This window comes from Methylophaga sp., from assembly GCF_009711715.1.
Lineage (GTDB): Bacteria > Pseudomonadota > Gammaproteobacteria > Nitrosococcales > Methylophagaceae > Methylophaga.
Window position 1 is genome coordinate 163,966 of sequence record NZ_VENF01000011.1, and the last position, 22,081, is coordinate 186,046.

Annotated in this window: 20 protein-coding genes and 1 riboswitch; of the genes, 12 read left to right on the forward strand and 8 right to left on the reverse strand. The window is 50.7% G+C overall.

Annotated features, from left to right (window positions below; translation table 11 throughout):
- Positions 1 to 101 precede the first annotated feature (101 nt).
- Positions 102 to 1,889, reverse strand: a complete 1,788-nt coding sequence (gene thiC / locus FH755_RS09060) for a phosphomethylpyrimidine synthase ThiC (RefSeq protein WP_366658752.1) — start codon at positions 1,887 to 1,889, stop codon at positions 102 to 104.
- A 129-nt stretch (positions 1,890 to 2,018) separates the two neighbouring features.
- Positions 2,019 to 2,124: riboswitch (TPP riboswitch) on the reverse strand.
- Between the two features lie 293 nt (positions 2,125 to 2,417).
- Here thiC and FH755_RS09065 point away from each other — a divergent pair.
- From FH755_RS09065 to sodC, 10 genes are all read left to right on the forward strand, one after another.
- Positions 2,418 to 2,987, forward strand: a complete 570-nt coding sequence (locus FH755_RS09065; protein ID WP_292440755.1) for a Smr/MutS family protein — start codon at positions 2,418 to 2,420, stop codon at positions 2,985 to 2,987.
- A 411-nt stretch (positions 2,988 to 3,398) separates the two neighbouring features.
- A complete protein-coding gene (locus FH755_RS09070; RefSeq protein ID WP_292440757.1) occupies positions 3,399 to 3,632 on the forward strand; it encodes a hypothetical protein in 234 nt (77 codons plus the stop codon).
- Between the two features lie 2 nt (positions 3,633 to 3,634).
- Positions 3,635 to 4,453: a hypothetical protein gene (locus FH755_RS09075; protein ID WP_292440759.1), complete on the forward strand. Its 819-nt coding sequence runs from the start codon at positions 3,635 to 3,637 to the stop codon at positions 4,451 to 4,453.
- 297 nt (positions 4,454 to 4,750) lie between these two features.
- Positions 4,751 to 5,095 carry a thioredoxin family protein gene (locus FH755_RS09080; RefSeq protein ID WP_292440761.1) on the forward strand — a complete coding sequence of 115 codons (345 nt, stop codon included), beginning with the start codon at positions 4,751 to 4,753 and terminating at the stop codon, positions 5,093 to 5,095.
- A gap of 198 nt (positions 5,096 to 5,293) precedes the next feature.
- Positions 5,294 to 7,129, forward strand: a complete 1,836-nt coding sequence (locus FH755_RS09085) for a lytic transglycosylase domain-containing protein (RefSeq protein ID WP_292440763.1) — start codon at positions 5,294 to 5,296, stop codon at positions 7,127 to 7,129.
- 44 nt (positions 7,130 to 7,173) lie between these two features.
- Entirely contained in the window at positions 7,174 to 7,755 is a 582-nt protein-coding gene (locus FH755_RS09090; protein ID WP_292440765.1) for a DJ-1/PfpI family protein, read from the forward strand.
- Positions 7,756 to 8,050: 295 nt separating this feature from the next.
- Entirely contained in the window at positions 8,051 to 8,716 is a 666-nt protein-coding gene (locus FH755_RS09095; protein ID WP_292440767.1) for a hemolysin III family protein, read from the forward strand.
- A 138-nt stretch (positions 8,717 to 8,854) separates the two neighbouring features.
- A complete protein-coding gene (gene nhaA / locus FH755_RS09100; protein WP_292440769.1) occupies positions 8,855 to 10,162 on the forward strand; it encodes a Na+/H+ antiporter NhaA in 1,308 nt (435 codons plus the stop codon).
- A gap of 42 nt (positions 10,163 to 10,204) precedes the next feature.
- A complete protein-coding gene (locus tag FH755_RS09105) occupies positions 10,205 to 10,690 on the forward strand; it encodes a VOC family protein (protein WP_292440771.1) in 486 nt (161 codons plus the stop codon).
- Positions 10,691 to 10,842: 152 nt separating this feature from the next.
- Positions 10,843 to 11,358: a superoxide dismutase [Cu-Zn] SodC gene (sodC, locus tag FH755_RS09110; RefSeq protein WP_292440774.1), complete on the forward strand. Its 516-nt coding sequence runs from the start codon at positions 10,843 to 10,845 to the stop codon at positions 11,356 to 11,358.
- Positions 11,359 to 11,408: 50 nt separating this feature from the next.
- Here the strand turns inward: sodC and FH755_RS09115 are convergent, their stop codons facing one another.
- The 4 genes from FH755_RS09115 to FH755_RS09130 form a co-directional block, all read right to left on the reverse strand.
- Positions 11,409 to 11,885, reverse strand: coding sequence for a hypothetical protein (locus FH755_RS09115; protein ID WP_292440776.1), 477 nt, complete (start codon positions 11,883 to 11,885; stop codon positions 11,409 to 11,411).
- Positions 11,886 to 11,896: 11 nt separating this feature from the next.
- Complete coding sequence (locus FH755_RS09120) at positions 11,897 to 12,322, reverse strand: SirB2 family protein (protein WP_292440778.1); 426 nt, start codon at positions 12,320 to 12,322, stop codon at positions 11,897 to 11,899.
- A gap of 21 nt (positions 12,323 to 12,343) precedes the next feature.
- Positions 12,344 to 14,608 carry a nitric-oxide reductase large subunit gene (locus FH755_RS09125; RefSeq protein WP_292440779.1) on the reverse strand — a complete coding sequence of 755 codons (2,265 nt, stop codon included), beginning with the start codon at positions 14,606 to 14,608 and terminating at the stop codon, positions 12,344 to 12,346.
- A 371-nt stretch (positions 14,609 to 14,979) separates the two neighbouring features.
- Entirely contained in the window at positions 14,980 to 16,068 is a 1,089-nt protein-coding gene (locus FH755_RS09130) for an AI-2E family transporter (RefSeq protein ID WP_292440781.1), read from the reverse strand.
- 255 nt (positions 16,069 to 16,323) lie between these two features.
- On the opposite strand from FH755_RS09130, the gene FH755_RS09135 reads away from it, so the two are divergent.
- Both FH755_RS09135 and FH755_RS09140 read left to right on the forward strand, forming a co-directional pair.
- Complete coding sequence (locus tag FH755_RS09135) at positions 16,324 to 17,706, forward strand: dicarboxylate/amino acid:cation symporter (protein WP_292440783.1); 1,383 nt, start codon at positions 16,324 to 16,326, stop codon at positions 17,704 to 17,706.
- Positions 17,699 to 18,019, forward strand: coding sequence for a cupin domain-containing protein (locus tag FH755_RS09140; RefSeq protein WP_292440785.1), 321 nt, complete (start codon positions 17,699 to 17,701; stop codon positions 18,017 to 18,019). Before FH755_RS09135 ends, FH755_RS09140 begins: the two co-directional genes overlap by 8 nt.
- 62 nt (positions 18,020 to 18,081) lie before the next feature.
- Here the strand turns inward: FH755_RS09140 and FH755_RS09145 are convergent, their stop codons facing one another.
- From FH755_RS09145 to FH755_RS09155, 3 genes are all read right to left on the reverse strand, one after another.
- Positions 18,082 to 18,507, reverse strand: a complete 426-nt coding sequence (locus FH755_RS09145) for a plastocyanin/azurin family copper-binding protein (protein WP_292440787.1) — start codon at positions 18,505 to 18,507, stop codon at positions 18,082 to 18,084.
- A gap of 140 nt (positions 18,508 to 18,647) precedes the next feature.
- On the reverse strand, positions 18,648 to 19,934 hold the full coding sequence (locus FH755_RS09150; protein ID WP_292440789.1) for a GGDEF domain-containing protein: 1,287 nt from the start codon (positions 19,932 to 19,934) through the stop codon (positions 18,648 to 18,650).
- Entirely contained in the window at positions 19,934 to 22,078 is a 2,145-nt protein-coding gene (locus FH755_RS09155) for a diguanylate cyclase (protein WP_292440791.1), read from the reverse strand. The genes FH755_RS09150 and FH755_RS09155 overlap by 1 nt, the downstream gene beginning before the upstream one ends.
- Positions 22,079 to 22,081: the final 3 nt, after the last annotated feature.

Sequence of the window (22,081 nt, forward strand, 5' to 3'; positions counted from 1 at the left end):
TCAGCGCTAAACCGTCACGCCTCGAATTCTATGAGTGTATTGGCATACACGATTGGATTGAGACGCGACGGCAATAACGCGCTGGATGCAAAGACGCAGGATTAAACTTCGTGGTAAATCTTGCTACCGGCTTCTTTAAACTCCTGCGACTTCTCGGCAAATGCCGCTTTCACATCGTGAGAAATCTTCATTGAGCAGAACTTCGGTCCGCACATGGAACAGAAATGCGCCACTTTGGCTTTCGGTTGTGGCAGTGTTTCGTCGTGATAAGCACGGGCCGTATCCGGATCGAAACCGATGTTGAACTGATCTTCCCAGCGGAATTCGAAACGGGCTTTGGAAATTGCATCGTCCCGAATCTGTGCACCCGGATGACCTTTACCCAGATCGGCTGCATGCGCCGCAATTTTGTAGGTAATAATGCCGGTCTTCACATCATCCTTATTGGGCAGCCCCAAATGCTCTTTCGGTGTCACGTAGCAGAGCATGGCGGTGCCATACCAGCCGATCATTGCCGCGCCGATACCGGAAGTAATATGGTCATAACCGGGGGCAATATCGGTGACCAGAGGGCCCAGCGTGTAAAACGGTGCTTCATGACACCACTCCAGTTGCAGATCCATGTTTTCCTTAATCTTGTGCATGGGCACATGGCCCGGCCCTTCAATCATCACCTGCACATCGTGTTTCCAGGCAATCTGTGTCAGTTCACCCAGCGTTTTCAGCTCGGCAAACTGCGCCTCGTCGTTGGCATCGGCCTGACAACCCGGACGCAGACCATCACCCAGCGAGAACGAGATATCGTAGGCTTTCATGATTTCACAGATATCTTCGAAATGGGTGTAAAGGAAGCTTTCCTCATGATGCGCCAGACACCAGGCAGCCATGATCGAACCACCCCGCGATACGATACCGGTAGTTCGGTTCACGGTCAGCGGGATATGCGCCAGACGCACACCAGCATGGATGGTGAAGTAATCCACGCCCTGCTCGGCCTGCTCAATCAAGGTGTCACGATAGACCTCCCAGGTCAGGTCTTCGGCAATGCCGTTCACTTTTTCCAGCGCCTGGTACAGCGGTACGGTACCAACCGGTACCGGTGAGTTACGGATGATCCACTCGCGGGTCTGGTGAATGTGTTTACCGGTGGACAGATCCATGATGGTGTCACCACCCCAACGGGTACTCCAGACCATTTTCTCGACTTCTTCTTCAATCGAGGAAGTGGTTGCCGAGTTACCAATATTGGCGTTAATTTTCACCAGGAAGTTACGGCCGATAATCATCGGCTCGGATTCAGGGTGATTGATGTTGGCCGGAATAATCGCACGGCCTTCAGCGACTTCCTTACGCACATACTCGGCAGTGATGTAGTGCTCCATATCATCCGGCAGTTCACCACGCTGAGCCAGTGCTTCACGGCCCATGCTTTCACGAATGGCAATGTATTCCATTTCCGGGGTGATAATGCCCTGACGCGCATAGTGCATCTGCGAGACATTTTTGCCCGGCTTGGCTTTACGCGGCAGACGACGATGCTCGAACAGCGGAATATCAAAATCCTGTGCATCCTGTTCACGGGTGTAATGCGAGCTGAACGCTTCCAGTTGCTCGCAGTCGCCCCGCTCTTCAATCCACTTCTGACGAATCAGCGGCAGACCGGCCTCGATATCGATTTTAGCAGTCGGATCGGTGTACAAACCGGATGTATCGTAAACCACGACCGGCTCATTCGGTGTACCCGGCAGGCTCGGATCGGCATTAGGTGTATCGGTCAGATTGATACGGCGGAATGGCACCAGCAAATCATCACGGCTGCCTTTGAGATAGAATTTTTCGCTGCCCGGTAATGGCTCGGTGGTAATACCGGTGCGATCTTTGAGGTTGATTACTTTGCTTGTAGCTTGTGTGGACACGTCACTTCCCCCTGTCTGAAAACCAACGTCGGGGAAGATGAGATCGTTGCGCGGAATGCGAACAAGATGCGGATACTGTGTTTAGATACACCAAGGGTGTTTGCAGTTATCCTGCTTGTTTCCTACGGAAGTCTTAACTTCTTCAGGTTCAACGGGTTTCATCTCAGCCTCCGCGAAACATTTCGCTCGGGCACCCCGACAAGTGACTGGCATGGTAAATCAAAAGCCGTTACTTCTACAAGGGCACGGGGGCAAATTCTAAGTATTACTGCCCAGGCGGTGCTCATTCCCTTGTCCAACTCCAACCATCTCATCCCAGGCACATATCATCCTGAGCACGATTACAGGTCATCCCAAGCGCTTTTGGATTTCATCCCGAGCTTTGTTACTTGTCATGCCGAGCGCAGCCGAGGGATCTCAACCCCCCAAAAAACACAACCCACCCTTATCTGGCATAATAATCACACTGACAAATACCGATTCCGACATAGCTCATAAACCATGGCTGACAGGCACAAAGACAAGGAGAAAGATGACTTCGCGCTGTTTCGACAGGAAATGCGCGATGCCACCCCGATCCGTCACAACAGCCAGTTGATCGACCGTCCCAAACCCGAAGTCAAAACACGCCGCAAACGCAGCATCGAGCATGAAGTCACCGGCCAGGCCTTTTCCGATATGTTCGCACCCGACACCGTGGGCAATGAGGAATATCTGGAATATCGCGGCCCCGGCATTCAACACAAACTCTTCTCCAAACTCCGAAACGGCAAAGTGCACCTGGAAGCCGAACTCGACCTCCATGGTATGACCCTCATCAAAGCAGAACCCGCTCTGGGTCAGTTTCTGGAACTCTGCCAGCAACAGCAACTCCGCTGCGTTCGTATCATCCACGGCAAGGGCTGGGGTTCAAGGGACAACAAGCCCATTCTCAAAAGCAAAATCAATTACTGGCTGCGGCAAAGTCCGTCTGTGCTCGCCTTTTGCAGCGCGACGGTGGAAGATGGTGGCACCGGGGCGTTGTATGTTTTACTTAAACGGCAACATCAGGAGCAGCCACAGACTTTGTAGATTAGGAATGAACAAACGGTAGCGCATGGAATTGATCATGTTGAAGAGGAATTTCGCTCAACATAATTCCAAAATTTACGGTGAATGTTTCACGATTAATTTTTTGTCGCCAATAATCAAGTTCGCTGCCCCCCCCTTGATTGCTGCAGGCAAGGCTGATTTACAAGATGGTTTGGGCGCGATGATTAGATCTACTTACATCGCAATTGAATAAATGGAGCTTTAACAATGAAAATGGATCCCAGTTATATAAGAAAACTGCTACTTGCTGCAGAGTAAGTAAAATCAGCTACTCACACCGTGATTGAAATTGCCTCAGCATTTTATGAAGACACCTCTTCACAGCCAAACGTTGATGATCAGTTTGTTCTTCACTAAGAGCTTCTCCTCGACTACGGATTTATTGAACCATTGGGTAACCACACAGGCATAAACAGATCTCTTGATGGGCATGTTTCCATAGCTGGCGTTCAAGTGAGAACAACAGCGCGTGGTCATGAATTTATTGCTGCTATTGAGAAAGATAATGTCTGGGAAGTAATTAAAACAGAGTTCAAGGAAGAGTCACTCGATACCATTTTTACAATATCAAAGCAGTTGGCAGTGAATTATGCTAAAGAGAAATTGGGCAAATATTTGGAGTAAGTATGACCGAGAATACTAAATCCAGATCTGAAGAAGACTTACTCCCAAAGCCAATAAAGTTAATCCTTTACCTGGCCCTCTTTTCGATAGCTCTGGTCTTAATGATATATTTTTCAAACTTCAATAATGGATTCGGGAAGCAAGAAACTTTCGGGCAGTTCGGGGATTTTGTAGGCGGGGTTCTTAATCCATTTCTGACTTTTCTCACAATATTTTTGCTGGTTTGGTCAATAACAATACAAGTTAGAGAGCTTCGGTCAACAAACGAGCAGCTTAAAGCGAGTAGAGAAGAATTAGCTAATAGTGCCGCGGCACTTGAACAAACAAAAACCACTCATGAACTAAATCACAACCTTCAGTTGAAACAGGCAAGAAGGAAAGAGCTACAGGATGCGTTTGAGTATCAATATTCGATAGCTAATGACTTATTCTCACAAGAAATTCCGATTCCTAAACTTCTGGGTGGGCCAATTACACTGTATCAATTGCACGAGAGAATAAATGATATAAAAATATTTGGATTGCAAACAGAGAACTCATCTTCTTTAGCACTTCCACCTAAAATACGAAAATCAATTACAGAATTCAGTGAGCAAGATAAGAATCGACATTTCTACATCCAATGTAAGGAATCAGTTCTAGAGCTTTGCTCAATCCTTAACGAATTCCATAAACATATTGAGACTACTATAGTCTCAATATCCTATTACAGACGGACTCTTAAATTGTTGAATTCCTGCCGAGACAGTTGCCTCATCGATGGTGAAGACTATCAGTCATTATTAAATTTAATTGACTACTCGACTCACAAAAATGGTTAATAAGGTGAGCCTCTCCTCCAAGAGTATTACCTTAAATCTCGACTGGCCATCCTTGGTGTAACGGGTGGGCGTAGAACATAACTAAATGTTCTCAACCATTATGTAAAGTGGGAGGTGAAGTCATGGAAACACCAGAAGACAGGATATCCATCCCACCTAAACAACTGCTACGTGTACTTGTTAATTTCTCTCGAATTATGGTCCATTCACGCTAACGATTATTTTTAGACCTTCGGTCTAATTAACTCATTGTTGCAATCTCTGCATTGGGCATTCTAGAAATTCATGGTTGGTAATATGAAAGGTATAGGACCAATGATTGGTTTTAACGCTGATTACTCAGAAGAAACCTTCACACTTGATCAAATTGGCGAATTATCAGGTGACACGCTACTTGAGTTCGGCGCCCCCTGGTGTGGACATTGTCAGGCCGCCACGCCTGCCATAAAAGAAGCACTCTCAGAACATTCAGAATTACGTCATATCAGAATCTATGACGGCAAAGGCAAACGACTGGGGCGTGCATTTAAGGTAAAGCTTTGGCCGACGTTGATACTCCTGCATGAGGGTAAGGAAGTGGATCGTCTGGTGAGGCCATTAAAGGCTGACGAGGTTCGCCAATTAATTTCGAAAATCAGCTAATGGCTGCTTACAAGTTTAGGTTTTAAATTCAGTATCTTGCTTGTCCCCCGCCCTCTTCCGAGGCGACAATGAGCGTTGAGGACATCCAACGCTAAATTTTATGACAGTGATTTAAAAAGCGCGGATAATATCGCAGCCCAGAATCAGGAACTGGCACACCCCCGCGAGTCATCTCGCTCTTAACCACTGGAACATCGAATGAAACACATTGGGTGGCTGCTTTTCGTCTTATACAGTTCGAACGCGCTGTCCGCGGGCGAAGTTGAAATCCCTTTGCTAGCAGAAACGACTCATCTGCAGTCTGCGATTAGCCGTGTCCTTGAAATCGATGAGAATGGGCAGAGCTTGCTTCGCAACGACCTCTGCAACCAGCTTGAGTTGTCTGATGTGCGGGTGATGACTGAGGATGCTCAACTGTCTGTCGACATGGCACTGACCGCCACGACGGGTGCCCACGTTTTCGGTGCCTGCCGGGGGCCGAAACCGTGGCAGGGACGTCTTGCATTTAAATTGACGCCGCAGGTAACGGCATCGGGTCTGGCCATCGAGTTTGTACCTGATTCGATCCAGTTGTCGCGCCCGGATAGTAGTCCCGGCCTTTTGAGCAAACCCGTTCAGATCATTGCCGATGCGCTGGTGCTGCCACGCATCAAAACCATGCAAATTGACCTGGCCGGGCCACTGAACAGCCTGGATGAATTGATCGAACAATTGCTGGGCCAGAATGATGTGCCGTCCCTGGTGCAGCGAACCCACATTGCCCGCCTCCAGACTGAAGAAACCGGCGTCAGGGCCTGGCTGGCTTTCCAGGTTCGCCCTCCTGAACCGGTCGAGCAAGTCCCCGAGCCCATTCTGGACGCCAGCGAGTTGGCTGAATGGCAAACGCTTGAAGATGAGTTAGACGGCTTTCTGACCACCATCATTACGATGCTGGCCCAATCTACTGATTCCCGTGCCTTGCGGCTTGAGTTATTCGCTGTGCTACTGGATGCGAGACACGCGATTGCCGAGGCGCTGACAGTCGATGACCCGGAACATGATCCGGTTCGCGAACTGTTCCTGACCACATGGGATCGTTTGCGGCCATTGATGGGCATACTTGAAGGCCTGGAAACGCCAGGTTTGGAAGTAGACTTCCGGCTTGCCGCGTTTCTGGCAGGCGGTGACGCACTGCGGGCACTTGATGCCCTGGGACCGGAATATGGTCTGGAAATCACGCGTGACGGGCTGCGCAGGCTGGCCCGCTTACTGATGGCCGAATCGGCGCCACCGAGTTTTACCCCATTGCCGCTGGAGGTCGATCCAGAATTTCGCGATTTGTTTGGATTTGAGACCCGAGAAGAGGCCGAATTCACCACCGTCGCGTTGACCCAACAAATCGCCGGGGGTTTTGGCCGGTTTGGAGCCTGGCTGTTGCCGGCCGCGCATGCCGACAGTATCACCCCGGCCGAGGCTTTAAAGGGGCTGGTCCCGCAACCGGACAATCTTGATGCTTACCTGAAGCTGGTCGCCAGCTTGCTGGAGGAACAGGCCAGCGCCTGGCTGGACAAAAATAATCGCCTGCCTGACCGGCTGACAGAGCGGCTCGATCCCCTGGTTCGTGCTACTGCATGGAAAGAATCCTGCTGGCGCCATTTCTCAGGCTCGGGTAGCGAGCCCCAGGTGTTGCGTTCACCCGGTGGTGCCGTGGGCATGATGCAGATCAATGGCCGGGTCTGGCGTAAGGTCTACGATCTTGACCGCCTCGTTAATGAGGTCGACTACAATGTGAATGCCGGTATCGATATTCTGACCCATTACCTGGTTGATTATGCGATCCGGCTTGGCGAGCACGAGCAGCCCGGCGGTGATGACAATTTGATAAAGGCAACCTATGCCGCTTATAACGGCGGTCCGGGACACCTGGCACGATACCGTCGCGATGATACGCCCGCCCAGTTGCAGGCCATCGACAATGCGTTCTGGAGCCACTACACGACCATCAAAACCGAACAATGGCCGGATATCTCAAGCTGCTACTCGGTCAGTCAATAATGAGCAGATAGCCCCGACGCAACCAGGATCATAAGAGCCAGATTTTGAACATTGGAATTTACATTTATGACAATGCCGAGGTGCTGGATTTTTCCGGCCCCTTTGAGGTGTTTTCAACGGCCAACCGGCTAGCTGATTCAAACAAGGCCTTTGAGGTTTTCCTTATTGCTGAGCAAAAAGCACCTGTTATTGCCAGGGGTGGTTTCAGCGTTAACCCACATTACGACCTGAGCAACCATCCTGATATTGACTTGCTTATCGTTGTCGGCGGCGTTCACACCCGGGAGCTGAACAAATCCAATGTCATACACTGGGTAGCCAGAACTGCTGAAAAAGCGAAGGTCGTCGCCTCTGTCTGCACCGGTGCATTTATCCTTGCTGAAGCAGGCCTGCTTGCCGGGCGCAGGGTCACGACGCACTGGGAAGATATTGACGCGCTTCGGGAAACGTACCCTGATTTGACGGTCATTGAAGCGCAACGCTGGGTTGATGAGGGTAAGTTCATTACCTCAGGCGGTATCTCGGCGGGCATCGATATGAGCCTTCATCTGGTATCCCGCTTTCTTGGGCCGGAGCTGGCTGAACGGACAGCCAGACAGATGGCATATGAGTGGCTTAAGCACTGATTAGAATAGCTCTGCTCGTAGCCTTGCCATCCCGCCTGAATTCTCATCACAATAAAGTTAAGCTTGAGCTGGAGTTCGAGGGGATGAGAAGCCGATACTGAAAAGCAATATTCGCTTTGGTAAAGTACTGCCGTGTCGCTTTTTTCACGGCAACAGTAGATGATGGCGGAACCCCGGGTCATAGTCATTAATCACAGATCAGAATCGCTATCTCTCAAAAGTCCGCGGGTGGCTTATCAGAGCAACAGAGCCCGTACTGTTTGACGTCCCTTGTCCCCCAAGGAGAGTGCTTGTTATGAATGACAATGTCATGCAGATAATGAGAAACCCAGTACGTGTGCAATCGAGAGGTGAAGAGTTCGCAAACTGCATCAGCCACGGCATATCGCTGCTTGCCGTGCTGATTGGCACCCCGTTTCTCCTTATCAGTGCGAGTGAACAGAGTTCGCTTCAGTTACTGGGCACAATGGTATTTTCGGCCAGTGCCATATTCCTTTATTCATCCTCCACTATTTATCATGCCCTGCCTGCAGGTGGAACCAAACACCGGTGGCGGATGATTGAGCACTCAGCAATCTTTGTGCTTATCGCTGGTACCTACACACCATTCACGCTGGGTATATTGAACGGTGGCCTGGGCTGGACACTGTTTGGTTTGGTATGGGGCCTGGCGGCCCTGGGTGTTTCATTGAAAATATTTCAACGCCAGTCGCACCCGATTCTGTCAACCTGCCTCTATTTGCTGATGGGCTGGCTTATCCTGTTCGCCATCGATCCATTACTGATGTTGATGCCCCTAAATGGCCTTATCTGGTTGCTGGCGGGTGGTCTGTTTTACACATTGGGCGTGATCTTCTTCGCCACTGATTCCAGATTGTATTACGGGCACTTCATCTGGCACCTGTTTGTTATGGGAGGTACCACATGCCACTACTTTGCAATTCTGTGGTATGCGACATGAATAAATTAAACAAGCACCATGACAAAACCAGCCTGGTGGTGGTCGCGTCGCTTGCTTTCAGGTCACTTTTTCGTGACCACTGATCATCACAATTCCCTGCTTGCAGGTAGGCTTCCAAAGGTTTTAGCCGATCGATTGATGAGCCCTTTTATTCGCTTCTTGCATATTCAATCAGCAGGTGGCGGGATTCTTCTGTTATTCACTCTTGGCGCATTGTTTCTGTCCAACTCGCCGTGGGCTGATGCTTTCGAGCATGTCTGGGAAACACAGCTTGGCATCGAAGCCGGGGCACTGGACTTTTCTCGCTCCATACGCGAATGGATCAATGATGGTCTGATGACGCTTTTTTTCTTTCTTGTGGCACTCGAACTTAAGCGTGAATTAGTACTCGGAGAATTGAAAACACCTCGCATGGCGATGCTTTCGATTGCCGGCGCAGTGGGCGGCATGCTGGTACCTGCTTCAATTTATCTGTTAATGCAGCATGGACAACCCGGTGAACATGGGTGGGGCACGGTCATGGCCACTGACACCGCATTTGTTATTGGCTGCCTGGCCCTACTTGGCACACGTATTCCCCAAAGTTTGCGGGTATTCATGCTGTCTCTGGCGATTGTTGATGATATTGGTGCCATCCTTGTCGTTGCTATCGGCTACAGCGGCCAGATTGACTGGTGGCCTGTGGTCCTGGCGCTACTTGGCCTGTTATTTATTCGTGGAATGGCCATGCTTGGTTTCCGGGGTTTTCCGATTTACTTTATCGTGGGTAGTTTCGTCTGGCTTGCAGTCGATGCATCCGGCATTCATGCCACCATCACAGGCGTCATACTCGGGCTGATGACACCAGCACGCCGATGGGTCAGTGACGAGCAACTCTATGCCATACTGGAGCAGGTTATCGCACATCCATCAGCCAGCCAGGGAAGCGGTGACACGGAAGATCGTCAAACCTTGCAGATGGCAGAATTTGCCTCGCGCGAGACACTTTCACCTCTGGAGCGCCTTGAGATTGCCCTGCATCCCTGGGTGGTTTTTTTCATCATGCCATTGTTCGCCTTTGCTAACGCCGGCTTGTCACTGGATCTCAATCAGCTTGAAAGCTCGCTCACACTCGCCGTATTCCTCGGGTTCGCGCTTGGCAAACCAATCGGCATTCTGTCTTTCAGTTGGTTGGCTTTACGCTCACATATTGCTATACGCCCAGAGGAACTGAACTGGCGCCTGATGACTGGCGGCAGCTTTCTGGCAGGCATCGGTTTCACGATGGCACTGTTTATAGCCAATATTGCCTTCCCTGATAATCTCATTGACAGTGCCAAGGTTGGCATCTTCCTGGCTTCACTGATTTCTGCCCTGGCCGGACTGCTTATTTTATTCAGCACTGCCGCTGATTCCAGAACTCAACTAAACAGTGAAGGACAAATCAACCGATCCAGGCCGAGTTGATGCCCAAATAACTGACCATTTCAGTAAAAAAGGAAAATCGATATGACGATATCGGCCAAAAACAGAATCTGCCTCTGGTTTAATGGTGATGCCGAAGCGGCTGCACGATTTTATGCCGAGACTTTCCCTGACTCTTCTGTGGACGCTGTTCATACTGCCCCCGGTGATTTCCCCTCAGGCAGAAAGGGTGATGTCCTGACGGTTGAGTTCACCGTGATGGGGATTCCCTGCCTGGGTTTGAATGGCGGACCGGCGTTTACCCACGACGAGGCCTTTTCATTTCAGGTTGCCACTTATGACCAGGCCGAGACGGATCGTTACTGGAATGCCATTGTCGATAATGGTGGTCAGGAGAGTGCCTGTGGCTGGTGTAAAGACAAATGGGGTTTGTCATGGCAGATAACACCTGTCGTGTTGTCAGAAGCCATCACCCATCCCGACCCTGCGGCAGCCAAACGGGCATTTGATGCCATGATGGAGATGCACAAAATCGATATCGCCACCATCGAGGCCGCTGTCAGAGGTTAATCCTGATAACTGTGGCGCCGCATCACTTAACTTGGCCTGACTGGCAGGCTGGGTTTGAGTGCATTCAACCCTGGCTGCCTTTTATAGGAACATCTCCTCTTTCACAGAGTCCAGATTAATAACCTGAAATGACTCATGAAAAAGGAGATTGTATGAAGTTAAAACTCGCCCTACTCTCATCGCTGTTGCTGACTTCCAGTGCTTTTGCGGCTGACTCCATCACGGTCGATATGAAAAATCTGCAGACCGGTGAATCAGCCGGGACAGTCACTATCAGCCAGCACCCGTTTGGTACGGTCTTTACACCGGATATGCGTAACCTGTCGGCAGGTAATCATGGCTTCCATGTCCATGAAATTGCATCCTGTGGTCCCAAGCAGAAAGATGGAGAAATGGTACCGGGCGGTGCCGCTGGCAGTCACTTTGATCCGGCCAATACCGGACGCCATGCTGAACCCTGGGACTTACACGGCCACGCCGGTGATTTACCGGCCTTGTACGTTGATAAAAACGGTATGGCTACACAACCGGTACTGGCGCCAAAACTGACGCTGAAGGAAATCAGAAACCGGTCTCTAATGGTTCATGTGGATGGAGATAACTATTCCGATCATCCCAAGCCACTGGGTGGTGGCGGTGCCCGCCTTGCCTGTGGTGTGATTAAGTAAACCGGCTCAAACAGAAAGAACCGGCCGATCGGCCGGTTCTTTTTTATTGCTCAAGGCTCAAATACCAAGGTCGGTTCCGAGCCGGTGAACACATCCTGCTTCAGGCTCTCGACAAAACCGGCATTAACGATAATCGCCTCATAGAGCCAGTAATAAAAGCCCCCTTCATAGACTTTGTAGCGCCATTGATAACGGCACTGAACCCAGCCATCACTGAGATCGGCGACCGGCTCAGTCGGTAACATGGAATCAGGCTGAGCAATGTATTCGAGCAGCTTGCGATTCAGATCAAAACGAAAGCGGTCAATAATAAAACGACCGTCATCACTGAGTTCATACTGAATGCGATTGCCCATCACATCGTCCCCATGCTGATCGAGCACGACCTGATGATCAAACAGATAACGGGCATCGGGGTCGGTGACCGGGTAGCGATCCGGACTCTCTGCTCGGGCGCTGATATCCGCCTCTGATTGCTGCCCTTTATCCCATTGCTGAATAACAATTTGTACGACTAGGGTCGACATGGCTGTCCTGTTTAACTGGCTGTAACGTCAACAGCATAACCAAGTCCAAGGTTGAAAACACCCCAGCCTTGCTGCGTTGTTGCTACGCTGAAAATATACAGCAAGGTAAGTAAAGCCATGCCCCAGGCAGTAAAGCGTTGCTGAGGGGAGCCTGCGGTATAGAACAGCAGCTGGCCCAGACAGAGATAGACCAACAGCAACACAAACTTCACACTGAGCCAGCTATTGATAAACGGATACTGCTGCACGATATTAGTCAGCATCAGCGCCGCTGTGATTAAGACGGTATCGACTCCGTAGCGCAGGTATCGCATTGACTTGTACACCCAGCCATCGGCGTGAGGCATAGAGATGAGCCCCTGGATGAACAGCAGACTGCCGCTGGCTACTGCCATCAGCATATGCACCAGCCTGACCTCGCTGTAGAACTCCGTCACAATGGATTACCCCCGACTTTCTTAGCGTTGACGCTCTGCGTTGTCATATTTCGGCGTAATCCAGAGGCTGGCGATAAACCAGGCCAGCAGCAAGGCACCAATCGCAAAGATAGTGTCACCGGGCACACGCATCCAGACCAGTAAATCCACCAGCGGTTGCTGCATGAATTCGGCTGAACGGGCATACCAATAGCCTTTCTCCAGACTGGCGAATAATTGCAGTACGCCGAGCGGCAAAAGCGTGAGCAGTGCCATCAGGGCCAGACCGATATTCAGACACCAGAAGCTGGATTTCAGTATGCCTTCGCGCCAGACAAGGTTGGGTTTAATGCCGCGCAGACAAAACAGTGCCAGCCCGATACCGAGCATACCGTAGACACCGAATAAAGCCGTATGTCCGTGTAACGGGGTGAGGTTGAGGCCCTGCATGTAATACAGGGATAAAGGCGGATTAATCAAAAAGCCGAACAGGCCGGCCCCGACCAGATTCCAGAACGCCACAGCAACGAAAAACATCACCGGCCAGCGGTATCGCTTCATCCATTCGGTGGCTTTGCCCAACCGGTAGTTGTGGTAGGCCTCAAAACCGATATAGGCCAGTGGCACCACTTCCAGTGCTGAGAAGCTGGCCCCCAGCGCCAGCACCGGTGTCGGTGAGCCTACAAAATAGAGATGATGCAGGGTCCCGATCACACCACCGGACATAAAGATAATGGTCGCGAATAAAACCGCGACCGTGGCGGTTTTGACCGGTATTAAACCCAGCCGGGTAAACAGAAAGGCGATAACTGCCGTCGCAAACACCTCAAAGAAGCCTTCTACCCAGAGGTGCACCAGCCACCAGCGCCAGTACTCGACCATCGAAATATGGGTATGCTCATTCCAGACCAGTGCCGCACCGAAAAATAAACCGATGGCGACTGTGGATAGAAACAACAAACCGATGATGGAACGGTTTTCAGACGGTTGCCGCAAGGTCGGCCATAAGGCACGACCAACCAGAAACAGCCAGAGCAACAGGCCGATAAACAGAAACCATTGCCAGAAACGACCGATATCCGCATATTCCCATCCCTGGTGGCCGAACCAGAAATTATGCTCCAGGCCCAGGGTCTGATTGATTGCCAGCCATTGACCGGCAAATGCGCCGACCACAATCACCAGCAGACAAACCCATAACACATTCACACCGAGCCGTTGATAAGGCGGCTCATAGCCGGATACAGCCGGACCGATATACAGCCCCGTTGCCAGCCAGGCTAGTGCGATCCAAAGCACTGCCAGTTGGGTATGCCAGGTTCGCGTTATCGAGTAAGGCAGAATATCGGCCAATTCATAGCCGTACATCACCTGCCCTTCCACCTGATAGTGAGCGGTAATCGCCCCAAGCAGAATCTGCACCAGGAACAGGGCCAGCAGCACCCAGAAATATTTTGCCGTTGCCAGCATCGAAGGCGTTGGTTGCAGATCCCGCATCGGGTCGGTTTCCGGTAACTGACCGGTTGCTTCCTCTTTGTCATGAGACACCGCGTAATACCAGCCCATCAGACCGATACCGGCCAGCAGAAAGGTGATACTGAACACTGACCACAGAAACATGCTGGCCGGTGGTTCATTGCCAATCAATGGTTCGCTGGGCCAGTTATTGGTGTAAGTCGTATCATCATCAACCCGATTGGTCATGGTGGCCCAGCCAGTCCACCAGAAAAAGGCGGACAGAACACGACGGTTTTCTGCTGTCGCTACCGTGTTGTCCTTCATGGCGTATGCTTCACGCAGTTCAGCGGTTGCCGGATCGTCACTGAAAAGACTTTGATAATGCCCGGCCACCTGGCTGATTGCCTGTCTCCGGTCCTCACTGAGCGTAATCACACCGGTATCGGGATTATAGCTATTGTTTCTGACACGGGATTTCAGACGACCTTCCAGTGCGGCCTGCTGTTCTGTGCTGGCCAGCTCATAGCTGTCGAGGCCATACTCCCTACTGGCCCAGATATCGAGTAGCGCTATCATTTCCCGATGCATCCAGTCAGCGCTCCAGTCCGGCGCGACATAACCGCCATGACCCCAGATTGAGCCCAGTTGCATGCCCCCGAATGATTGCCAGACCTGGCGGCCGCGTTCGATCTCGTCACGGCTGTAAATTAATTCACCATTGCTGCTGACCACCTTGTCAGGCATTGGAGGTGCTTTCTGGTAAATCTGGTTACCACTCCAGATCAGGACAGCAAAAGAAACGACCAGTAGCAGCGCCAGAAACAGCCAGAGTTTTTTTACGTTTGTCATCAGCTCACTCCTTTTTGTGATAACGCACGTGCCTGATAACTGGAGTCAGTTACAACTCCAGCTCATCAAAAAGATGGATGGCAGCGTAAAGTATTTTTATGTTTTATCGAGAAGCAATCAGGCCCGCTATGTGCCGATTTCCCGATAGCGGTCAGCGCAACATACGCACGCGCTTGCTCTGCAATTTGTATTAACGCTTTCTTAGGAACGGTGTGTAACATGTTAATAGTTAATGGCTTTTTATCTTTTCTACAGTAAGCGTTAATATCAAACTACGCTTATATTACAGATAATTCAATAATCAGGTATTTAAATTACCTATTTATAACTGCAAGCCTGTCCCTTAAGTCGTGAAACGACTTACTGGGACCTCACGATGAAGGCGAAGACGGTTGCTGACTGCGTTTGAGGCTGCGAGGCCAGGCGTTCATCAGGGCTTTTAACAGCGTCGCCAGTGGAATGGCAAAGAAAATACCCCAGAAGCCCCAAATTCCCCCAAAAAACAACACGGCAAGGATGATCGATACCGGGTGCAGATTGACCGCTTCGGAAAATAAAACGGGTACCAGTACGTTCCCATCCAGAGCCTGAATAACGCCATAGGCGATCACCACATAGAGAAACTCATTGGTCAGACCAAAGTGAAAACCGGCCACTGCGGCAACCGGCAAGGTAGCGACAGCCGCCCCGATAAACGGGACTAATACGGAGAAGCCAACCAGCACCGCAAGCAGTGCCGAATAAGGCAGGCCGAACAGGGCAAAAGTCACGAAGGTGACGGAACCAACGATAATTATTTCAACGACTTTTCCGCGCACATAGTTGGCAATCTGATCATCCATCTCATTCCAGATCCGGCTCATCAGTCCACGTTTTTCCGGCAACACTGACAAAGTAAAGCCAACCAGTTTTTCACGGTCTTTGAGCATAAAAAAGATCAGAATCGGCACCAGTACCAGATAGACAATCAAGCCGATCACACTGCCAAGAGAAGCCAGAGACAAAGTCAACGCACGTTGTGCATAGAGATTGAATTCGCGACTGATGGCATCAATCCAGGTCTGGATCTGGTCCTGAGTGACAAAATTGGGATATTTCTGTTGCAGTTCGTCCAGCCATTGCTGGCCGCTGGACAACATCTTCGGAATTTCCTGTACCAGGTTAACCAACTGGTTCCACAGCAATGGCATGAGCAGAAAAGCCAGCGCCAGCATGGCACCGATAAAGCCGAGGAAGACGATACCAATGGCGAGCTTCTCCGGTATATGTCTGCGGGTCAGCAAGTTCACAACACCCTGAAGCAAAAACGCCAGCACCAGCGCAGTAAAGAACGGAGCCAGCATGCGACCGAACCAGATCACAGCAGCAAAGCCGAGCACAAGCACAATCAGCATGATTACCGCTTCTTCATCAGAGAAGTAACGCTCAGCCCAGTCACTAAAAATTGCCCGCAAGGTCATACTCAAATTGTCCTTTTGACCACCCAGAAATGTTGTGCGTATTGTGGCACACACCCAGGGCTTGTAGATCTTTCAGTATTGAAGATGAGAGACCAACAAGCCCTAGCGCCCAAGTTGAACAGAATCAGGCTCATGACGCAATTCTTGCTGCTATCGAACCCACTTGGTTGAGCAAGCCAGCATGGCTTTTGTTGTGCTATTTTGAATTTGGGATAGCTTTCACGACAGATTCAAATATCAGATCAGGGACGCGTAATGTCAGAAAAAATAAGCCAAGAGCCGGATAAGAAACCCGCTTTAACACCCCGTCGTTCACTGAGCAGCTACTTATTTGGCCTGGTCCAGCATCGACTCTGGCTGAAAGTCTTGATAGGCATGTTTCTGGGCTTGATAACCGGGATTATGCTCGGACCTTCAGTAGGGCTGGTTCAACCGGCCACCGGCACTATTATCGGTAACTGGCTGGCTTTCCCGGGCCACTTGTTTATAGCCACCATTCAAATGATCGTTATTCCTTTGGTCATCGCCTCAGTGGTGCGCGGACTTGCAGCCACCGAAGATATGGAACAACTGCGAAAGGTTGGGGTTAGGGTCGTCCTGTTCTTTACTGCCACCACGGCATTGGCTGCTGCCATCGGTTTGTGGGTCGGGCATTTGTTTAGCCCGGGTAAACTGTTGCAGGGCATCGCCTTGCCCAGAGAGGACAGCAGTCAGATGCCATCGGCGACTATACCGGATCTGAGCACACTGCCTGATGTGATGTTAGGCCTGTTGCCGGGTAATCCACTTGATGCGATGGTTCAGGGTCAGATGTTGCAGGTCGTTATTTTCTCCATCATTGTCGGCGTGGCAATGGTTTCTATGCCAATTGCACAATCACGGCCAATGCTGGACTTGCTGCGTTCCCTGCAACAAATATGCATGACCGTAGTTCATTGGGCAATGCGGCTGGCGCCCTATGCCGTCTTTGGTCTTATGGCTCAACTCACTACCAGTATCGGCCTCAGTGCTTTGCTGGGCATGGCCTCTTATGTCCTTACCGTGCTGACAGGCCTTCTACTCATGATGATTGTTTATCTGCTGCTGTTGAGATTGCTGGCCGGGCAGCATCCGGTTCAGTTTCTCAAACATTGTCGGGATGTACTGTTGCTCGCTTTTTCCACCTCAAGTTCCGCCGCGGTGATGCCACTGTCGATCCGTACCGCGCAGGAGAAGCTGGCCGTCAGGCCGTCAATTGCACAATTTGTTATTCCTCTGGGTGCCACCATCAATATGAACGGCACAGCGCTCTATCAAAGCGTCGCTACAATCTTTCTGGCACAGGCTTATGGCATCGATCTGAGTATGGCCAGTATGGCACTGGTTGTGGCGATGGCAGTAGGTGCCTCTATTGGTTCACCAGCGACTCCCGGTGTTGGCATCGTGATTCTATCAATGGTGCTGACGACCGTGGGTATTCCGCCCAGCGGTATTGCGCTGATTATGGGGGTTGATCGTATTCTTGATATGTCAAGAACTGCCGTTAATGTGACCGGGGATCTGGTCACTTCCCGCCTGATGGAGGCCTGGCGCCGAAAACAGGCCGGCCCGGCTGAGAATCTGGATGAAATTGAAGCAGTGCCATCAAACAATGACTAAAAACAATATTTTTTCGCACTTGCCGACATCAATTGATAAGGAAGTCTTTGCAGACATCCTGACCAGCGAAAATGTTCGCATAGAGCGCATCGTCTCTTATGGACAGCGGTCTCCTGAATCAGGTTGGTATGATCAGGATGAAAATGAATGGGTCATTGTGCTGGGCGGTTCCGGCACCTTGCTGTTTGAGGATGAGAATGAAATCGAGCTCAATGCAGGCGACTATTTATTGATTCCGGCGCACCAGCGGCACAAGGTTCTCAGAACCGATTCTGAACAGCCGACCATCTGGCTAGCTGTGTTTTTTAGCTGATAACAGGCCATAAAAAAACCGGCTGCAGATGCAGCCGGTTTAATTCTACGCTGGGTTACTGATTACATTCCTTCAGCTTTTTCGATAGCTTTGTCGACAACCCGGCCTAAACCACCGGAAACGTCCTGAGACTTAATGGCTTCCAGGTTGCCCGGTTTGCCGACGATGACAGCACCGCCCATTCCGGCACCAATGTGAGGGTCACATTGATAGATGTGGATACCCTCATTTTCAAAAGTATGGCTTACATCTTCACTCATCGGAGAAACAAAGGCTTCTGCCCCTTCCGGAATCAGCCCTTCCATCATATGCACATTGTGTGTGGACATATTTTCCCAGGAAACGGTGTCACCCGGTTCTATCGTGATGATCATGGGGGAAAATTTCATGCCCTGTGCCTGCACGCTGTGGTCTGCAGCCATCGCTGAGCCCGCGGCCAGAAGACCGGTGAATAACAACGCAGTTAGTATCGAAGTGAATTTTTTCATGTAACCTCCTGTCGTTTGGTTCGTTAGTAGGACAGGACCATCACCGATGAGTTCGATTGAAAATAACCGTTAATTCAATCGAGTAATAAAAACTGTGAATCAACTCATATTTCACAGGTCAGTCAGGACCGTGTCTGATGCTAACCAGACCGCTTCACCCTGTACATATCATTATCAGCCTGCTGCAGCAGCGCCATCTGTGTCTCGCCATGCTCAGGAAAGCAGGCCACGCCGATGCTGGCCGCCATGCTCAGCATGGTATCGTCGAGCTGATAGGGCAGCGACAGCTCGACCCTGATTTTATCAACAACCTCCTGAACATCTTTTGGGTCGATACGATCCAGAATCATGACAAATTCGTCACCGCCCATTCTGGCGACGGTATCGGTATCACGCAGGCAGCTATTCAGACGCTGGGCCGTTTGTCGCAATATGCGGTCCCCGGCTTCATGGCCGAAATGATCATTTGCCTGTTTGAACTTGTCGAGATCAAGGTAGAGCACCGCAAAACACTCCTGATTACGCTTAGCCCGCGCCAGTACCTGTTGAAAACGATCATGGAACAGACGGCGATTGGGCAAGCCGGTCAGCTGATCAAACATCGCCAGCTGATGCAGGCTTTCCAGCATCTTCCGGCGCATTATCGCTGCTGCAATCTGGGTAGACACGAACTCCAGCAACTCCCGTTCATCGACATTCTCTGCTTTATTATCGGAATCCGTTTTGACCATCAAGGCACCGACAATGCCATCCTGGGATTTGAGCGGCACAGCCAGCCAGTCCAGCACGGCGTTTTTTTCCCAGTCCGACTTCGGCCAGCTCTCTCCCCTTCTTGCCACCTGGCTGCAGAGCGTTTCCAGTACTTTTTCCTGATTTTTAAGCTCGCTGGCGCCACAGTGATAGACCAGTTCAGTTACAGCGCTTTTTTCATCAAACAAACCAATAACAAACTGCTGCATTGATATCAGGCCGGCAATGATGTCATGAATGCGTTTGTATAAATCGGTGAGACTCTGTTCAGTATGCGCCGCCTCGGAGATGCTGATCAGGGCGGACTGACGCGCTTCGGTCTGCTTCAACTGGGTAATATCGCGGGCAACGGCAATACGAATTCCATCATCTGGCGACCAGCGTGCCGACCAGAGCAGGTTCACCACCCGGCCATCCTTGCGGATGTAGCGGTTCTCAAAATCGACTTTGGCTACGCCGGACATGATTTCAGCCACCGTTTGCAAGGTCCGTTCACGATCATCCGGATGCACCATGTCCAGCATCTGAAGGCCTATCATCTCTTCTGGTTTATAGCCGAAAATGCGCTCGCCACCCGCGCTGACATAGACAAAATGCCCTTCATTATCGACAACACAAATCGCATCGAGCAGCATGTCGATGTAACGGCTCAGCGAATCAAAACCGGCCTTATCCATCAATTTGCCTGAGACTGTTTGAATTGCTCATTGTGACTGACCACTCTATTGCGTCCACCCTGCTTGGCAGCATAGAGTGCCTGGTCAGCCTGTCGCAGCAAAGTTTCCGCATCCATATCACGATCAGTCAAAGAGGCAATACCAATTGAAATGGTCAGATGTGAGAGTTTCTCTCCGCGATAACGAATATCCAGCGCCTGCACCGCCTCTTTGAGCTTCTCTGCTTTGGCTCTGGCATCTTCGGGCTCGGCATCACGCATCAATACTACAAATTCCTCGCCCCCAAAGCGGCAGGGAATATCACTTTCACGGAAGTATTGCTGCAGTGTCTCTGCTACAGCCTGCAAGGCCGCATCGCCGGCATCATGACCAAACTCATCATTAAAGCGTTTGAAATGATCGATATCGCAAACCAACAGCGACAAGGGAGTTTGATTACGCTTGGCGAGTTGAATATCTCGTGCCAGCGCATCATCAAAAAAGCGACGGTTACGTAAACCGGTCAGGGAGTCTTCAAAGGAATAACGCTGCAAATCTTCACGCAGCTTGATATTGCCCAGGGTCACTGTTAGCCGCTGCGAAGCGCGGCGTATGAAGTCTGCCAGACGATCTTTGGATAAGACCTCATCACCACCATCCAGTGTCAGTGAAGCCAGAACATGGCTGCCCCCTTCCAACTGCTGCAACCGGATTTGTGCATCCGGCAGTGTATTGATGATGTCGCCATCCAGACTGACCTGCACCCGAGTCGGGCTGAAAACACCGCTCAGCTTTTCTCGCATCAATGTTTTGGCTTCATCAAGATTCTGGCAGGATTGCAGCGCTACATTGAATTTCTCCAGTTCCGCACTGAACTGATTTTCCCGTTCCAGTTCCCTGCGGCGCTTTTGTTCTGCATCAACATAGGCATGCAGTTCCGCCGTGCGTTCAATGACCCGCTGTTCAAGTTGCTGATTCAGTTGTTCCATTGCCAGATTGGTGTGCACATAACTGCGTATCGAAATCACCACCAGCACCAGGGCAAACAGTAAGCCGCCTATAGCTATGGGGAAATCGACCCATGGCAGGAAACTGTGTGCCACCAGCATATCAACCAGCAAAAAGATGGCATAAACGGCAAATGCCCCCAGCACGAGTTGCTGGGAGTAGTTGACCTGTGTCGATATTTGCAGCACAACCCGCATCATAATGAGCAAGGAGAGCACGAACAGCGCATCAAATATCGGGAAAAAGATGGCAAGATTCACCACGCCCGTTAATGACAGCAATACCGCCACTGTCAGATAAACGAAGTGTAGCTGAGCCACGAATTTGAGTAAGCGGCTGCCTTTGGCCCCATTCAGCCAGTAATACAGCAGCATGGCGATAAATATCGGCATCGCGAAGTAACTGACTGCAGCCAGGTAGGTTTTCACTAATGGCCACTGGATGACCAGCTGTATTGCCAGGTTTTCCCCGATAAGCACACCGGCAGTCGCCAGAGAAAATAAACCGAGGTAGAAAAATTCTTTTTTGGTGCCTCGAAACAGCGCAAACACCAGGGCTACAAAAGCCACCAGCAGAGAAAAAGCGGCAACAATCAGTTCATGCAGACCACTGCTGATGACATGCAGCAGCATGTTGGAGCGTTCCATCAGCTTGGCTTCACCCCATAAACCGATATCGGTGTAATCGGAATAAACGCGGAGATACAGGGTTTTACCGGCAAAGTCTTCAGGCAAATTAATCTGATGCCAGGGCCAGCCCATAAAGCGTTTTTTCTCGTCCTGTGCCAGTTCACCGAAGCGGTGAATCAACTGGTCGTCGAGATAGGCCTCAACATTCAGGTTTATGCTGGTAATGAAAATGACCGGCTCAGAGAGATCGGCTTCGGGTAACACCGTGCGGAACCAGACATACTGTTGCTCATCGCGCTCTGGCGGATTGGCCGGGTAGGCAATCGGCTGCCATTGGGAAGACACCGAGGAAAAATCGGGCCTGGTGTCAGTTAAGGGAAGATCACCCCAACGATACTCCCAGTTCAGCTCGGCAAGATCCATCGGTGGCTGGGCCGCCTCTGCGCCACTGTGGAATGCAAACCCGCCCCACAGCAGAAGCAGCATGAAAAACAATCTGCCCCGCAGGGCAAATCTGCGAGGCATCATTCG

What these genes read in the sequence shown, in the direction of transcription:
- FH755_RS09095 (WP_292440767.1), top strand. Translation starts at nt 8,051, where the DNA reads ATGAATGACAATGTCATGCAGATAATGAGAAACCCAGTACGTGTGCAA.
- FH755_RS09155 (WP_292440791.1), bottom strand. Translation starts at nt 22,078, where the DNA reads ATGATGCCTCGCAGATTTGCCCTGCGGGGCAGATTGTTTTTCATGCTG.
- FH755_RS09125 (WP_292440779.1), bottom strand. Translation starts at nt 14,608, where the DNA reads ATGACAAACGTAAAAAAACTCTGGCTGTTTCTGGCGCTGCTACTGGTC.
- FH755_RS09065 (WP_292440755.1), top strand. Translation starts at nt 2,418, where the DNA reads ATGGCTGACAGGCACAAAGACAAGGAGAAAGATGACTTCGCGCTGTTT.
- FH755_RS09115 (WP_292440776.1), bottom strand. Translation starts at nt 11,885, where the DNA reads ATGTCGACCCTAGTCGTACAAATTGTTATTCAGCAATGGGATAAAGGG.
- FH755_RS09085 (WP_292440763.1), top strand. Translation starts at nt 5,294, where the DNA reads ATGAAACACATTGGGTGGCTGCTTTTCGTCTTATACAGTTCGAACGCG.
- FH755_RS09135 (WP_292440783.1), top strand. Translation starts at nt 16,324, where the DNA reads ATGTCAGAAAAAATAAGCCAAGAGCCGGATAAGAAACCCGCTTTAACA.
- FH755_RS09145 (WP_292440787.1), bottom strand. Translation starts at nt 18,507, where the DNA reads ATGAAAAAATTCACTTCGATACTAACTGCGTTGTTATTCACCGGTCTT.
- FH755_RS09080 (WP_292440761.1), top strand. Translation starts at nt 4,751, where the DNA reads ATGAAAGGTATAGGACCAATGATTGGTTTTAACGCTGATTACTCAGAA.
- FH755_RS09075 (WP_292440759.1), top strand. Translation starts at nt 3,635, where the DNA reads ATGACCGAGAATACTAAATCCAGATCTGAAGAAGACTTACTCCCAAAG.
- sodC (WP_292440774.1), top strand. Translation starts at nt 10,843, where the DNA reads ATGAAGTTAAAACTCGCCCTACTCTCATCGCTGTTGCTGACTTCCAGT.
- FH755_RS09140 (WP_292440785.1), top strand. Translation starts at nt 17,699, where the DNA reads ATGACTAAAAACAATATTTTTTCGCACTTGCCGACATCAATTGATAAG.
- FH755_RS09105 (WP_292440771.1), top strand. Translation starts at nt 10,205, where the DNA reads ATGACGATATCGGCCAAAAACAGAATCTGCCTCTGGTTTAATGGTGAT.
- nhaA (WP_292440769.1), top strand. Translation starts at nt 8,855, where the DNA reads ATGAGCCCTTTTATTCGCTTCTTGCATATTCAATCAGCAGGTGGCGGG.
- FH755_RS09130 (WP_292440781.1), bottom strand. Translation starts at nt 16,068, where the DNA reads ATGACCTTGCGGGCAATTTTTAGTGACTGGGCTGAGCGTTACTTCTCT.
- FH755_RS09150 (WP_292440789.1), bottom strand. Translation starts at nt 19,934, where the DNA reads ATGGATAAGGCCGGTTTTGATTCGCTGAGCCGTTACATCGACATGCTG.